Here is a 14,264-nt window from a genome sequence, read left to right on the forward strand (position 1 = left end):
TTGGAACTATCATTCCCATGAAATCGCAAGATTCTTGAATTCATTATTACAAAAATGTTGCATAGTGAGTAAACTACCTAGCTGCAAGCATACAAGGCATTCAATAGGACATGTTTTTAAAAAATCTGAAGCAAGCTTCGGGGTATTAATCTTAAAGATCTCGCTAAAAAAAGCGGGGTTAGCCTGCCTGTCCAGCATAGGTAGGTTCAACTACCAATTTTGTAAATATTGCTCCCCAGCTTTTCAAAATAGAGTTTTCCTGCCACGCAATAAGCGTAGACTAATAAAAACATATCACTCTTCTTGCGTTTGGGCTTTCAACTCTACTACTAAAGCTTCTATTCTATCTATAATTTGTTTTTTAGTCAATGGTACTTTGTAAGCCTCCATACCTTCTTGCAAACTATCCATATTGTCATTTCTTAATAACCAATTAAGATCTACCTCTGGAAATTCATCAATTATCTTATGTAAGAACTCAATTGATATTTTCTTACCATTTATATATTGCGATAATTGCGTATAGTTCATGTTAAATTTATCAGCTAAATCACCATATCTGCTATACTTACTCTTAATTAATTGCTTTAATTTCTCCTTAAACACCATATTTAGAATAATTATAAATTATACTTATGAATAAAATATATTTTTTTATTTTAATTATTTATATACTTTTGTATGTAAATTCACTCAATTACTTACAAATATATACAAGCTATGACAAATTTAAACAAATTATGTGCATTATATGATATACAGACTCGCACAGAACAGGAGGCACTCGAAAATTTACTAACAATTCATCTCCCAAAAGAATACACTGCTAAAGTTATAGACAAGCTAAAAGAAAACGGAATTTCATCCGATTCTCAAACTGTTAGAAATACAAAAGCAGGTATTTCTAAGAATATTTTAGTCTTTAATGCCATTGTTGAAATAGCTAGAGAACACAAAACCATGTCTAACCGCTTGAAAAAAATTCTAAAGAACAATAAGTAGCGAAAATGAATAACAATCTCAGTATATATAGTCAATCGATCATAGCCCTTACCATACAAACATTACAAAACTATAAATCCGAGAATAAAATTTTAAAACCTTAATTATAAAATGGCAGTAAATAAAAAATACCATAAAAGAATTGAAGAAGGCTTTAAAGACATCTTTAAAACTGAAACCCAAAAAGGAAATTTTGATGGTTTAATAACTATCGTTGAAGAACCTTTGGTAAAACATCAAATTATACAATTAGCGAAACTTTGTGAAGAAATACCAGTTAGTGTTACACTTAAAAACACATCCAATGGTGTATTCATTGAGTTTTGGTAAAATTTTAAACCAAATTTATTTGATTGTGAGCAATCAAAATTGACTATCTATTTATTTTATTGAGGGAATGATGGTCAGATATTGAGTCTCCTAATTTAGGAGACTTATTATTTTATAATGTGTTTGTTTATAACTTGTTTAATCAAATATCTTTATAATATTGTTATTTATAGTTAAACTTATTAAGGATCAATATCGCTACTTCTAGATAAACGGTTTGCACCAAATTAGCACATTGCAAAATTTTTCAATGCTAAAATTAAAGTTTTCAGAGCACAATTCAGAGGTGTCAAAAAAAATGCAGAATTCTTTTCATTCAGATTAATTATATTTTTTTGCTTAAACACAACAATTAGGCATGATCCAAATTTATGTATAATTAGAACTTGTCCTATAAAATTATATTTGTTCGACTTATAGATGAAGAAGACAATAACATGACCTAAAATTTAAAATTAAAATCAATCCTTACCCGAGATCCTGTTTCTTTTTCTTGCCCCAACGTTTTAATTTGATGTACTCGATACCCTCTAAAAATTAGATTCATTTGCTTATTTAGCATGTAACCAATCTTAAATTCTACTCCTTGAAAATTAGTTAAACGAGAACCGCTCGCTTCAAAGGAAGCATAATCCCATCTTGCCCAATCGTTTTGTGCAAAATAATCTACTACAGAAATTTTCTCTAAATAAGCATATGTAATATCAAAACTCCAGTCCTTTTCTTGCTTTAATTTTCCGAAACCTATGTTACCAACGAGACCTGTATTTTCATCTTTAATCGTTTTTTCTATTTGAGGGTTATCACTTAAATTTTGATAGTAATCTACTCCTAGTCTATACGTATTGCCTATACCAAACTGATATAGCGCACCTAGGTTTAAGATATTATATTCAATATCAAAAGTCCCCATCCCATCGGGAATATCGGGAACATGATTCAAATAGTAAATCCCAGTATAAGCAGATAAATTTTTAAACTTTTTAACCAATTGTATGCCTTGTAAAAATCGGTCTTTATCTAATCCTGAATTTTTACTTTCAAAAATGAAATGGCCTAAATTAAGGGTCATATTTTTTAAAAACTTCTTTTCAGAAAAATTTGAAAAACTTACTGCAATACCTTCTACAAATACATTGTCATTCCAAAACAATTCATTTTGCTTAAAAAAAGGAAAGCTATTCTTTCCTATCCAACCTGATAGATATTTATATTCTGCTTTAAAGTAGAGTTTTTCAAACCCTAAATTCACAAGCCCAAATTCTTTTGAGTCTCCTCCTCCCAGGGTAATATGTGGTCCTTGTTGATCTAATATATTACCAGTTCTTATCCGTGCTCCTACTTGTGCCCAATCTTTATAATCGTATTTTACACCCAGTCTAAACCGATATCTTAATCTGCTGCGGTCTTTGCGAAAATCTCCATTAGATTTTCTTGAATCCCAATCCTGTTCTCCTCTAAATCGAAAATCGCCAAAGACTACTGGTTTATTTGTAGTTTTTTCTTTTTCTTGAGCTAAAATCGGGTTTAAAGAAAATATTATAAAAATTGTTAGTAATTTAAACTTATGAAACTCCATTTTTTTAATTTATAATTATGATATTAGTTTTTATAATTATCGCTTTCAGCAATTAGTACTGATTTATATTTATGCTAGTAAAATGAAAAAGGTTTTGCGTTGTAAAAGTGTTATATACATATTCATTTTGCATTTATGTTTTAAGTCTAAATTTTAACAACCAATGTCTACTTCTATTACTAAAGATTTAATATTTTATTCAGAGGTTAGTGCTTTTATAAATTCTGAGTTTTTAGTACAAAATTTTGAGTTTTTAAAAAATTCTTTACGTTTTGGTGAACAAATTTCATTAACACAAAAAACCATTCCCTACGATCGTCTTTTGGGACGCGCTCTTTTATTTAAAGCCTTAAAATTTTTAAACATTAAAGCCTTTGACATGTCTCAAATGACCTATAATTCTACGGGCAAACCTCAACTAAAGACAAGTCCTCATGTAAATTTTAGTATTTCTCACAGCAATGACATTGTTGTTTGTGCTGTTAGTTTATACAATGTTATTGGTATCGATATTGAGGAAGTTATAACTGTTGATCTTTATAATTTTAAAAACCATTTTTCAGACAGTGAATGGGAACTCTTAAACTACAGTTCCAATCCTTCTCTTTTCTTTGACTTATGGACAAAAAAAGAAGCTTTGTTAAAAGCCACAGGAGATGGCCTATCTTCTACTCTAAAAGACATAGAGATTCCAACTAACAGAGTCTGTTACAATAATACTGTTTGGACATTTTATAAATTATCTATTATGTCTAATTATTGCACCTACTTTGCTTGTAATAATAAAACTTCTTTTGAGATTAAAAAATTACATTTTTAATGCTTAAACCAACAACACACTTTCCTATAAAATCACCTTTAATTATTTATATTGTTTAATTGTTGCTATTAAAGTATCTAACTCTTCATTACTTAAAACACCATTTTTTATAAACCGTAAAACACCTTTTTTATCAAAGAACAACACATGATATTTATCGTCTTGTAATCCCCATATTTTTTCTACTATTCTGTTTTTGTCCAATACTATTTGTAGCGACTCATTCTTATTTTCTCGCTTCTTTAATTTCATTTTTACCGCAAAAAAAGGAAGTTTGGTAGCTTCTAAATTTACAATTCCAAAGACCCTAATTTTTGAATTTTTAAACGTATTTTGAATTTTTTCTTCTACATGTAAGTTGTCTTTTTCGTTATCTGGATCTATATACATTACCAATGTTGGCTCTCCAGAAATATCTGATGCTTTCCAATCTGTTTTTGTTTTAAGAAAGCCCCCATTTTCTTCAGACAACAGAATAAAAGGCACTTCCTTACCTACTTCTAAAGAACGCTGTGCAAACGTATTTTCAACGATGAGTACTAAAAAAATAATTAGTGTTAGCTTTTTCATTTTTTAATATTTTTTATGATTATAATGTACATGTATCTTCGTATTCTACATATTCAGGGTATTCGGTATTTTTGTTACTATTACAATATTTACATTGCGTGTCTTTTTGCACCTCAAATGTGTCAAATTCCCAATCTAACGCATTATAAACCAGTAACTTTCCTATTAACAGCTCACCAAATCCTGCAATAATCTTGATAGCTTCGGTAGCACACAGAACCCCTACTAAACCTGGTAGTACCCCCAAAACGCCAGCTTCTGCACAAGAAGGCGCCAGTTCTGCTGGAGGTGGTGAAGGGTATAAACAACGATAACATGGCGCATTCTCATGCTTTGATGGCCAAAAGGTGGATACCTGACCTTCAAACTGAAATACTGAACCATGTACATTAGGAATCTTATGCTTTACACAAGCATCATTAATTAAATAACGCGTATTAAAGTTATCCGTTCCGTCTAAAACCACATCATAAACTCCAATAATATGATCTACATTTTCTTTGGTTAACCTTTCTTTATAGGTTATAATATTAATATCTGGATTTAAAGCTTCTAATCGTTTTTTTGCTGAAAGAACTTTAGAAGTTCCCACACTATCATTTGTATGCAATATTTGACGTTGCAAATTTGTTTTGTCTACCACATCATCATCAATAATCGCTAACGTACCTATGCCTGCGGCGGCTAAATACCAAGCTACCGGAGAACCTATTCCTCCAGCTCCCACAACAAGAACTTTACTATTTAATAATTTCATCTGACCTTCTTCTCCTATTTCTGGTATTAATAAATGACGCTTGTATCTCTCATTATCACTTTCATTAAGCATTTTTGGCACTTCAAAAGGTAAGCCACTATCCTTCCAATTTTTATAACCTCCCTTTATTGAAAACACATTTTCGTACCCCATTTGAGCTAACGAATTGGCAGATAACACGGAACGATTACCGCTAGCACATAGCAATAAAACTACTTGTTGCTTATGTAAAACAATATTTTCTATTTGCATTTCCAATAGTCCTTTAGAAATCCTCACTGCTCCAGTAGGACTTCCTGATTTTACTTCGTCCTTCTCTCTTATATCAATCAATACACTTTGATTATCTGCAAATTGTTGGTGTGCGCTTCTTACATCAACTTCTTTTACCGTTGTATCTTTTAAATACTGTAAATGATCTTTAATGCTCATTGTATATATTATTTACTGATTAGTTAATTGATGGCAGGCAAAACACTGGTATGCTTTTTTAAAGTTTTTTGAATCTATAAATGATTCCAATTCTGGCCGCTCTGCTTTTTTACCTTGCCTTGCAGCTTCCCAATATTCTTTTATAGCACTTATTTTGTCTTTACGTTCGTAATATGTTTTATTATCTTTCCATACTTCCAAAACACTAGCTCTGGATACTTCTATTGAATTTGCTGCTACATCTGTTACGTCGAGGTATTCCTTAAGTTCATTAATCTGGTCTTGCGAAAGAATTGGATTGCTTTTAAACAACCAATCTATTTTTTTTATGTTTAAATCCATACGGTACAAAGGCCCAATAATCTCTGTTGTTTGTCCTCCTAAAGATGGCACCGCATCTGGTCCTAAACGTTCGTTTATCTGCTTTAATAATAGATTCAGATTAGGGTTGTCAAAAGTATTTAATGGATCTTTATAATTGGACATCGCCACTTGAGGCGCTAATAAATTCCATACTGGTACTAGCGTATAATCTTTTAATACTTGCTGTGTATAATCTATAATTAAATCATGATTTTCAGCATTATTAATATTATTGTTAGACGCACGTTGCTGTACTTGCTTTATTATAGCATAAAAACCATAGGTTAAATCATTATAACCAGCAATATTTACTGCCTTTTCTGCTACTTCTGTAGCTCTATCCATTAATGCTTTTATTTCTTTTTGAATAAAATCTGGATTGTCAACATTTACGCCACTATATATTCCTTGTTTTACATCTCCTGTTATAGATTTAAAATCTATTGTTCCTTCTAAATAAGCTCCTACTACACCTGTAATGTAAAATGAATAATACATTTGTGCTCTCCTCATTTGATTTAAATCGAAGTTGGTTGTGAACTTGCCTTCGTTAAATTGTTTTTCGAGGTCATTATAAGTCAGTCTTAAATTATTAAAAAAAACTGGCATCGCATTTTCTACCTCACTTGATTCGAAATTTAAGTTATTAAAATATACTGGGCGTATTTCACTTAGAAATGATTTTAAATTGGATTTTTCTGATTCTGAATTATTGTCGTCTGAATCATCATTATGACATGAAAATATAGAAAAGATCATAAAAATAATCAAAATTGAGCTTGGTGTTTTCATCATATTTTGGTTTTATAAACGATTTTATTAGTTACCAATTCATATTAAATATCTATTGAACTGACTTTCTAAAACTTCCAGATAGTTCCTAACATTAATTGGTTATTTAATAGATTATTAAAGCTGGAAGTTTTTTCTCCTATATTGGCAATAAACACAGAAAATATTTCTAAATTATCCAACGCATTCCACTCTATTAATGATGAAAACTGGCTACTTTGATCGTCTATAGAATAGAAGTATCTAAAATTATAATTCAACTCCCCAAAAACATCATTCTCACCAATCTGTGAAAAAATATAATTTCTACGTAAATAAGGCATCCCTGTGTTGGCCGCTCTACCTAAATTAAGGTTAGACAAATCAAAAATGACATCGAAATTACTTAATGATCCTGCGACTACTGTTTCTTTATATAAATCGAAGGTTTTATCATCATAACCTTTTCCATTATAATAATATTCTAGATTTAGAGTTGGCCCAAAACTAAAGGTATATGAAGCACCTACTAAGCCTGAAAAAAAGTAGTTCTTATTTTCATCGCCATTAACCATTTCAAATGGTAAAAGTTCTGTACTATGACCTTCTACTGGATAAAACCTATTTGGATTATAGTTTACTGCACCATCAAACCAAACCAGAGTGGCATCGTTTAAATTACGTTGGCCATAAAACCCTAAATGATAACGTTCATCTTCACTTATAGAAACTATGGTTCCTATAGTTTGGGATTCTCCATAATATTCTACTAATAGTCCATGTTGTCTTTTGAATTCAAAGAATGGAAAATCAAAAAGTTCTGCTTCTCCTTCGTGTACGTTTGAAATAAGTGTAAAATCCCAATTCTCCTTTGTGAAATTTAACTCTACAAAATTCATTGGGCGCAATTCTATTTTTGGGTTCAACCTTCCTGATTCTAAAAAATAGGGATTACTGGGGTTTACATAAACAGACGTTCCTATACTTTTTATATATTGACCTCCCGTTATATAAAAAGCATCGTTTAATTGCATTTTAAGTTTTGCTTGCTGAAAATAAAATTCAGTTTCCATCCCTTTTTGCTCTCTCCAGTCGGTATTAAAACGAGGTTTTAAGAAAAAAGAAAATGCCTTATTTTTGAATTTAAGATCTGGTCTCAGGTACAATCCGCCATTATATTTATCTAATCTGGCAATTCTATTTTGGGGATTTAACCCTCCTGTATCTTCGTCAAATTTAGTTATCCTGGTAAAGGGCAACACATCCACAGACCACCTTATCTGCTTTACCAGATTATTGAATTTACTTTCCTCTTTTTTTTGAGTTTGTGCAAAGGAATATACCCCCAACATTAGTGCACATATTAGTGCTACTGCTTTTTTCATTGGTATGAATTAACTTAAAGTTCTTCGATTATTGGTAAAACTGACTACTGAATGGTCTTAAAACTTTTATTATTCGATTGTTTACTCTAACAAACTATTTTTTTGAAATTTAGCATTGCTATAAGCTTCAAATGCTGGGTTTACAATATCCAGAATAGTTTTATCCTTCGTGTTGATTTTGTCTATAATCGTAATTTTTGATATGTATTTGTATGACTTATTTTCATAAGTCACTTTATTTTCATAATCAAAGTAACCTGTTTTTATAAGTTTTCCCGATTTACCAAAAAAATCTGCTTTTAATCCAAAACTCTCTTCTTTAGATATCCAATAGATAATTTTTGAATAACTTACTAAATTCTTTTTTGCTATTAATTCTAATTTCCAACATGCTTTTCCTTCAATTGTTTCACTTGAAGTATTTATTATATCATAATCTAAAAAATAGTTTGCTGCGGCTGCATCTGCATTAGCTGCCGAGCCAGATAATCGTTGCCTTCCTGAAATAGGTACTGGTCTTCTCATTCCTCTTTTTACAAACCACATATTATTTCCTCGTAATAGCAGCTTTTGTCCATCATACTTTTTAGGTTTCAAGAAAGAAATTAATGCATATTGGCTTTCAGAATTTGTAGTGGCTTCTACTTTAAGATTTAATTTATTTCTCAAATTTCCTTCTTCTATATTTTGTACTTCTAAATCCCAAGAAATCCCTGGTACACGACCTCCTCTATAAAAATCGGATTGTTTCAAGATCTCTTCAAAATCTGTAGTATCACTAACTTCTTTAAACGATGTTGAAACTAAAAAAATAAGTGCAAGAAGTGCTAGAACTGTTTTTTTCATAATTTAATTTTTTATAAATAAGATCTTTATATTTTGTATAAATAAAACCATAGGGTTAATAACAAACCCAAAATGCCGCTAACAAATGTTCCATAAGCTCTATAGTTATAATACTTATGTAGAGTATAAGCTTCTTTATCTGTAGCTAATTGTATTTTTGGCCATGTAATAAAAGTTCCATAAAGTGTAAAAGCAGTCATTATGAAAAGAAAAAAGAACTTTCCTATCATCATTCTTATTTCTATACTGTTTAATGGCGGGTGCACTATTAACAATAATATACCTGTTGCCCATAATTGAAAAATCCCAAAGTATACACTGTAAAACACCCTCCTTCCTTGACCTATTATAAACTTAAATGGAAATTTTCCTTTTTCTACACTTTCTTCTGCTGCTGGCGTATCTATAAATGCTCCCATAAAAACAGATCCTATCCAAACTGCTCCCGCAATGGTATGTAGTGATAACAAAATTTTTTCTACTAAAGTCATTGAAACTATTTTTTATTTTATCCTCCTGCCCGTGAAAGTAAAAGGGTTATTTTTTCTCCATTAGACACTTCAGACTGCAATCCTTGAAGTGTTTTTATATTTTTTTTACCTATATAAAAATTGATATATGGGCGTAATTCCCCATTCTCATCAAAAAGACGTTCTTTGATATACCCAAAAGTGTCATCTAAATAGTTTATAAAATCAGAGAATTTTTCTCCTTCGAACTGCGCTGTTTTCTCATTATTGATATACCCTGAGAACTGAGATGGAAATTTTAAAGTTACATTTGTTATATTCATTCTTTTATGTTTTTAAGCTGACTTTTGTTCTTTAATTACTTCTTATAATTATTTTAATAAAGAATTTCTTGAAACCAACTATTCCTGCCTTCATTGGCAGACAGTGCCTGGGGAAATTCTTTTCGATTAATAATTAGCAATCACCTTTACATCATCAATAGAACCTACGCCTCCATGAGTACTTATTATCTTTTCTACATCCAACTGCTTTTCTTCAATAAACTTTAACACAAACTGCGCCCTTTGTTTGAGCGATTGTTTTATAGGCTCTTGAAACTGACGTAATGTTTTATTATTAAAAACATTTTCTGCCAGACCAGAATAGTAAAAGTCTGTTTGAATCAATGTTTTTTCTTTTGGGACATATACTGCTACTAAGTCCTTGGAATGAGGATTATTTGGTATATCCTTAATACTAAAATCATAAATTACAATTTCGTTATCTCCAATGATTTCTTTCTCCGAAACAGGATGAATTTTATTCATCTTATTTAAATTCTCATAAGTATCTGGTACCAATAAATGTTTTGATGCCAATACCTCTTTCACAAATGATTCTCCTGATGCACCTATATAAATATCCTTCATATTTGCAGCAAACTCACGAATTCCAGAAATATGTGTCCCATGTATATGTGTTGGAATAACTCCTAAAAACTTTTCATTAGGAAACGCTTTTCTAGTAGTATTCATAATTGCTTTCGCCCATATATCATTAATTGAGCTATCTACAAAATAGACTCCTTTTGAAGTTTTTATAGCGACTCCCCATATAGTCACATCTGGTCTTCCTATAATTTTGATATGATCACTTACTCTTTGGCTTCTTAAATTAAATTGTGATAAATCTGCCTCTTCTAACAAAAAAGCTTTTGACAAATCTTGATCTAACGTTAAATGCATATAAAACATTCTGTGGTACCATTGTGAGAACAAATAACCTCGCTCTGCTTTCTCCTTATTATACACGCCCCCTTCACCTAAGATCGGTACATTAAAATGATCGTCAGGTATATCTGTATTATTTAGTGCTATACTAGAAATCGTTTCCTTTCTTAAAACATCTCCTCTAAATGTATGTGTTATACATCTAGGGTATTTTGTTTCACCTATGGGCTCCCAATCTGAATAGTTCACAACAAAAGGGGTGTCTCCAAACATAAAATCGGATTCTATGATCGTTGCTCTTTCTGGCAAATTAGTTTTTGGATTTATTACGACCTCTATTTTTAAATTATCAATAATTGTCGATAATTGGAAAATGCCTTTTGAAGTTTCTGTTGTTAAATCTGTTTCTTGAGCTAATACCTTTATTAAAGCCAATGGGTTACTCATTAATTGTACCTTAAGCAACGCTTCCATACGTTCTATACTTAAAGGCACCTTTTGATTAAATCCTAGATATATAGAACCAAAATTATATTGCCCTTCAAGCATTCCTCTTTTATCATTTATAATGATTTCCGTTTTCGGAGAATTATACTTAAAAGGGAATAATCCTAAATTTTTCTTATAATTTATACTCAATTTTCTTTCTCCAATGAAAGAAACTAAATCGTATACATAGTTATTAACTAGTAATTCTTCAACTTGGTTTGGTCCATTTTGTTCGTATTCATAAGATGCTCCCGTTGTAGTATAACTAATGTTTTTTAAGTTTTCAATGACATGAATTCCTCCCAAGCTATCTACTACAGATTGCAATGCTATTATAGGATCGTTATTAGGTATATCTTTTTCCTCTTCACATGAAAAAAATATTCTTGCAAAAAAAACAAACAGCATGATACCTTTTATTGTCTTTATAAGTTTCATTATTGATTAATTTGACATATATTTTTAATTTTAATAAATAAAACCTCCTTTTGATTCATTCTTTTTGAACAAGAACATGCACATTTATTGATATTTAACTTCTTTCCTTTCCATCCGCATCCATCCATATAGAAAAATAATTATATCTTATTTCATTGTAGGTTTTATGAGCTATAAAACTTTAGTTTGTTCGAGATAATGAAATAACTACTTTTTGTTTCGCTATTTTTCTTGAAGCTAAGAATGCGGAAACTAAAGAGGCTACCACAAATAATACAAATACCGGCACTATTTTACTTGGTTTTAATATTAAAGCTATTGGTACCTCGGTTGATGCTACAGGTGGAATGAAAGTGACATTAAGAGTTTTTAGAATAAATGCGATTAAGAATAAAATTGGCAATGCTAATAGACATCCTATAATCCCCATTATTATACCTTCGGCACAAAATAATTTTATTATGTTTTTTCTAAGGACTCCAATTGCTCTTATTGTTCCTATTTCACGGGTACGTTCTGTAACTGCCATTTGCATAGTATTTAATAGTGTTAACAACACAATAACTGTTATAATCATTGTTAAAACTCTAAATATTACTTCAAACATGGTTTTTACTTTACCAAAAGTTAATGAGAGTTTATCCCAAGTTTTGGACTCTACTTTATATCCCGCTGCCTTTAATAAACTATTTAATTTTACTTGGGCTTCGCCAATATTCTTAGGTTCTTTTAAAGTAACCACAATACGCTCTGCTCCTTTGGTATCATACAACTCCTGAGCCATATAAAAATTTGATAACACATACTTGTCATTATTCGCAGGGTTTCCTGTGTTATAGACTTTTTTAATATCTACATCTGCGGCATTAGCAATACCATCTTTAGTAGTTGTTAGTAATGTTAAATAATCGCCTTCCTTTAATTTTAAACTGGATGATAATTCTGATCCTATGGCTACATCTGAATTTTTGTCTTTTGCTACAGCTAAAGAGATATCTTCTCTATCTGTTCTTCCATCAACGTTTGTTTTAATTAGCACATGATCGTCTTCTGGTACGATAGCTTCTGTTATAAAAATTGTAGAAGCTTCTCCATTACTTGCTATTCCAAATAAACTTAATCGAGGCGTTGCCAATTCAACATCACCACTATTTTCCAGAATACTTATAATGCTTTTCATTTCTTTTTCGTTCCATAAGTATTCCTCTGGATGTAATTTACCATTCTCGTAAAACCCTTCTTTTGCAAAAGTTATATGTCCTAGCTTTTCGGTTATTATTGATTGTTCCTTTAAACGAGAAAAAATATTATTCAAAATCCCTCCCATAATTCCAAGGGCTGTAAAACCTAAACAAATCGTAAAAATGGTTACTAAAGAACGCTTTTTATGTCTTCTTATATTTCGTATTGCAAAATCTAAATAGTTCATGGTTGTGCTTTTATGAGTTTATTACTTCTTCTTTTGATTTAAGTACTGCATTTTCTGCCTGTATAATTTCTCCATCACGTAATGTAATTACTGAATCTACATTATCAATGACCTTAGGATCATGAGAAGAGAAAATAAACGTTGTTTTTTTAGTTTCGTTTAAATGCTTCATAAGATTAATAATATCCATACCTGTCTTACTATCTAAAGCTGCTGTAGGTTCATCTGCTATTACAATTTCTGGATTTGTAATTAATGCTCTGGCAATAGCTACTCTCTGTTTTTGCCCTCCACTCAAGTTATTAGGTCTATGATTTAAATGTTCTCCTAGCCCAACTTCTTCCAATAAATTTGAGGCTCTTTCGATACTTTCTTTTTTAGAAACTTTATTTATCTGCAAAGGAAAGGCTACGTTTTCTACAGCATTTAGTACTGGAATCAAATTATAATTTTGAAAAACAATACCTATTTTTTTATTTCTAAAGCTTGTAATTTGGTTATCGGTCAAGTCTTTAATTTTCACATCTCCATAAAGAATCTCCCCATTAGTTGGTTCGTCTATCATGGAAATTAAATTTAATAATGAACTTTTTCCACTTCCAGACGGTCCTGCTATGGCTATAAAATCACCATGCATAATGGAAAAGTTTATATTCTTCAACGCTTTAACCTTCTGGGTTCCCAAAAAATATGTTTTATATACACTATTTAACTCTATTAAAGTGCTCGATTTACTCATTTTTTTATTGTGTTTCGTTTTTATTCTTCCTTAAAAATTTGCTATTATGAACATAAAACATGGATGACCCCGATAACAACAAATAGTATTTATAACTAATCTTATATAAAACGGTTATATGATTTTTGCCTGATTTAAAAATCACATAATTTCATACTCTTCAAAAACATCAAACATAGACTCTGGAAAAGGTACTGATACCATTTTCCCATTCTCTTCCCGCATTGATGCCGTTGCTTGTGTTCCCTCACAAACTAATACAAGCGCTTCGTTTTCTTCCTTGTAATATTTAAAGTGCATTAATAACCTACTTGGGCTTTGGGCTTCTAGAAACATATGCATTACAACATTATCAAAAGCAAACAATTGAGATATGTATTGCACACTTAAATCCAATGTAATTAGTGAAAGTCCATTGTTAATATCTTTAATCACATCGGGACAGGTTTCGTACAAAAACATCTCTCTACATTTCCCTTGCCATAAAACATAATTGGCAAAATATATATTCCCAACTAAATTGGTTTCTTCAAATGTGGTTTTAAATCTGTATTCAAAACAAGCTCCCTGAGGAGTATAAATCATTGGCATATTAGCTAATTTTAATGTTATTTATAAGTATTAAACATTTAA

General features: G+C 30.7%; 16 protein-coding genes. 3 read left to right on the top strand and 13 right to left on the bottom strand.

Going from position 1 to position 14,264, the window contains the following annotated elements; all coding sequences use genetic code 11:
• Positions 1–294: 294 nt before the first annotated feature.
• Complete coding sequence (locus tag Q4Q40_RS09405; RefSeq protein ID WP_303301542.1) at positions 295–609, bottom strand: helix-turn-helix domain-containing protein; 315 nt, start codon at positions 607–609, stop codon at positions 295–297.
• 111 nt (positions 610–720) lie between these two features.
• Between Q4Q40_RS09405 and Q4Q40_RS09410 the strand changes: the two genes are divergently transcribed.
• On the top strand, positions 721–1,002 hold the full coding sequence (locus tag Q4Q40_RS09410) for a hypothetical protein (protein ID WP_303301543.1): 282 nt from the start codon (positions 721–723) through the stop codon (positions 1,000–1,002).
• 111 nt (positions 1,003–1,113) lie between these two features.
• Complete coding sequence (locus tag Q4Q40_RS09415; RefSeq protein WP_303301544.1) at positions 1,114–1,332, top strand: hypothetical protein; 219 nt, start codon at positions 1,114–1,116, stop codon at positions 1,330–1,332.
• Positions 1,333–1,774: 442 nt separating this feature from the next.
• On the opposite strand, the gene Q4Q40_RS09420 is transcribed toward Q4Q40_RS09415, so the two are convergent.
• Positions 1,775–2,911, bottom strand: coding sequence for a putative porin (locus Q4Q40_RS09420; protein WP_303301545.1), 1,137 nt, complete (start codon positions 2,909–2,911; stop codon positions 1,775–1,777).
• A 163-nt stretch (positions 2,912–3,074) separates the two neighbouring features.
• On the opposite strand from Q4Q40_RS09420, the gene Q4Q40_RS09425 reads away from it, so the two are divergent.
• Positions 3,075–3,731 carry a 4'-phosphopantetheinyl transferase family protein gene (locus tag Q4Q40_RS09425; protein WP_303301546.1) on the top strand — a complete coding sequence of 219 codons (657 nt, stop codon included), beginning with the start codon at positions 3,075–3,077 and terminating at the stop codon, positions 3,729–3,731.
• A gap of 42 nt (positions 3,732–3,773) precedes the next feature.
• Here the strand turns inward: Q4Q40_RS09425 and Q4Q40_RS09430 are convergent, their stop codons facing one another.
• The 11 genes from Q4Q40_RS09430 to Q4Q40_RS09480 form a co-directional block, all read right to left on the bottom strand.
• Positions 3,774–4,301 (bottom strand): YtfJ family protein, encoded by a 528-nt coding sequence (locus tag Q4Q40_RS09430; protein WP_303301547.1) that lies wholly within the window; start codon positions 4,299–4,301, stop codon positions 3,774–3,776.
• 19 nt (positions 4,302–4,320) lie between these two features.
• On the bottom strand, positions 4,321–5,490 hold the full coding sequence (moeB, locus tag Q4Q40_RS09435; RefSeq protein ID WP_303301548.1) for a molybdopterin-synthase adenylyltransferase MoeB: 1,170 nt from the start codon (positions 5,488–5,490) through the stop codon (positions 4,321–4,323).
• A gap of 12 nt (positions 5,491–5,502) precedes the next feature.
• Positions 5,503–6,648: a hypothetical protein gene (locus Q4Q40_RS09440; RefSeq protein ID WP_303301549.1), complete on the bottom strand. Its 1,146-nt coding sequence runs from the start codon at positions 6,646–6,648 to the stop codon at positions 5,503–5,505.
• Positions 6,649–6,713: 65 nt separating this feature from the next.
• Positions 6,714–8,009, bottom strand: a complete 1,296-nt coding sequence (locus Q4Q40_RS09445) for a hypothetical protein (RefSeq protein ID WP_303301550.1) — start codon at positions 8,007–8,009, stop codon at positions 6,714–6,716.
• An 81-nt stretch (positions 8,010–8,090) separates the two neighbouring features.
• The gene (locus Q4Q40_RS09450; protein WP_303301551.1) at positions 8,091–8,855 is read right to left on the bottom strand and encodes an outer membrane lipoprotein-sorting protein; all 765 of its coding nucleotides are present in this window, start codon (positions 8,853–8,855) and stop codon (positions 8,091–8,093) included.
• 26 nt (positions 8,856–8,881) lie between these two features.
• Complete coding sequence (locus Q4Q40_RS09455) at positions 8,882–9,346, bottom strand: hypothetical protein (protein ID WP_303301552.1); 465 nt, start codon at positions 9,344–9,346, stop codon at positions 8,882–8,884.
• A gap of 17 nt (positions 9,347–9,363) precedes the next feature.
• Entirely contained in the window at positions 9,364–9,648 is a 285-nt protein-coding gene (locus tag Q4Q40_RS09460) for a ubiquitin family protein (protein WP_303301553.1), read from the bottom strand.
• A gap of 126 nt (positions 9,649–9,774) precedes the next feature.
• Positions 9,775–11,463 carry an MBL fold metallo-hydrolase gene (locus tag Q4Q40_RS09465; RefSeq protein ID WP_303301554.1) on the bottom strand — a complete coding sequence of 563 codons (1,689 nt, stop codon included), beginning with the start codon at positions 11,461–11,463 and terminating at the stop codon, positions 9,775–9,777.
• Between the two features lie 181 nt (positions 11,464–11,644).
• Positions 11,645–12,892, bottom strand: coding sequence for an ABC transporter permease (locus Q4Q40_RS09470; protein WP_303301555.1), 1,248 nt, complete (start codon positions 12,890–12,892; stop codon positions 11,645–11,647).
• Positions 12,893–12,902: 10 nt separating this feature from the next.
• Positions 12,903–13,631 (bottom strand): ABC transporter ATP-binding protein, encoded by a 729-nt coding sequence (locus Q4Q40_RS09475; protein WP_303301556.1) that lies wholly within the window; start codon positions 13,629–13,631, stop codon positions 12,903–12,905.
• A gap of 141 nt (positions 13,632–13,772) precedes the next feature.
• The gene (locus Q4Q40_RS09480; RefSeq protein ID WP_303301557.1) at positions 13,773–14,222 is read right to left on the bottom strand and encodes an acyl-CoA thioesterase; all 450 of its coding nucleotides are present in this window, start codon (positions 14,220–14,222) and stop codon (positions 13,773–13,775) included.
• Positions 14,223–14,264: the final 42 nt, after the last annotated feature.

Origin of the sequence: Flavivirga jejuensis, from assembly GCF_030540765.1 — a bacterium.
GTDB lineage: Bacteria > Bacteroidota > Bacteroidia > Flavobacteriales > Flavobacteriaceae > Flavivirga > Flavivirga jejuensis.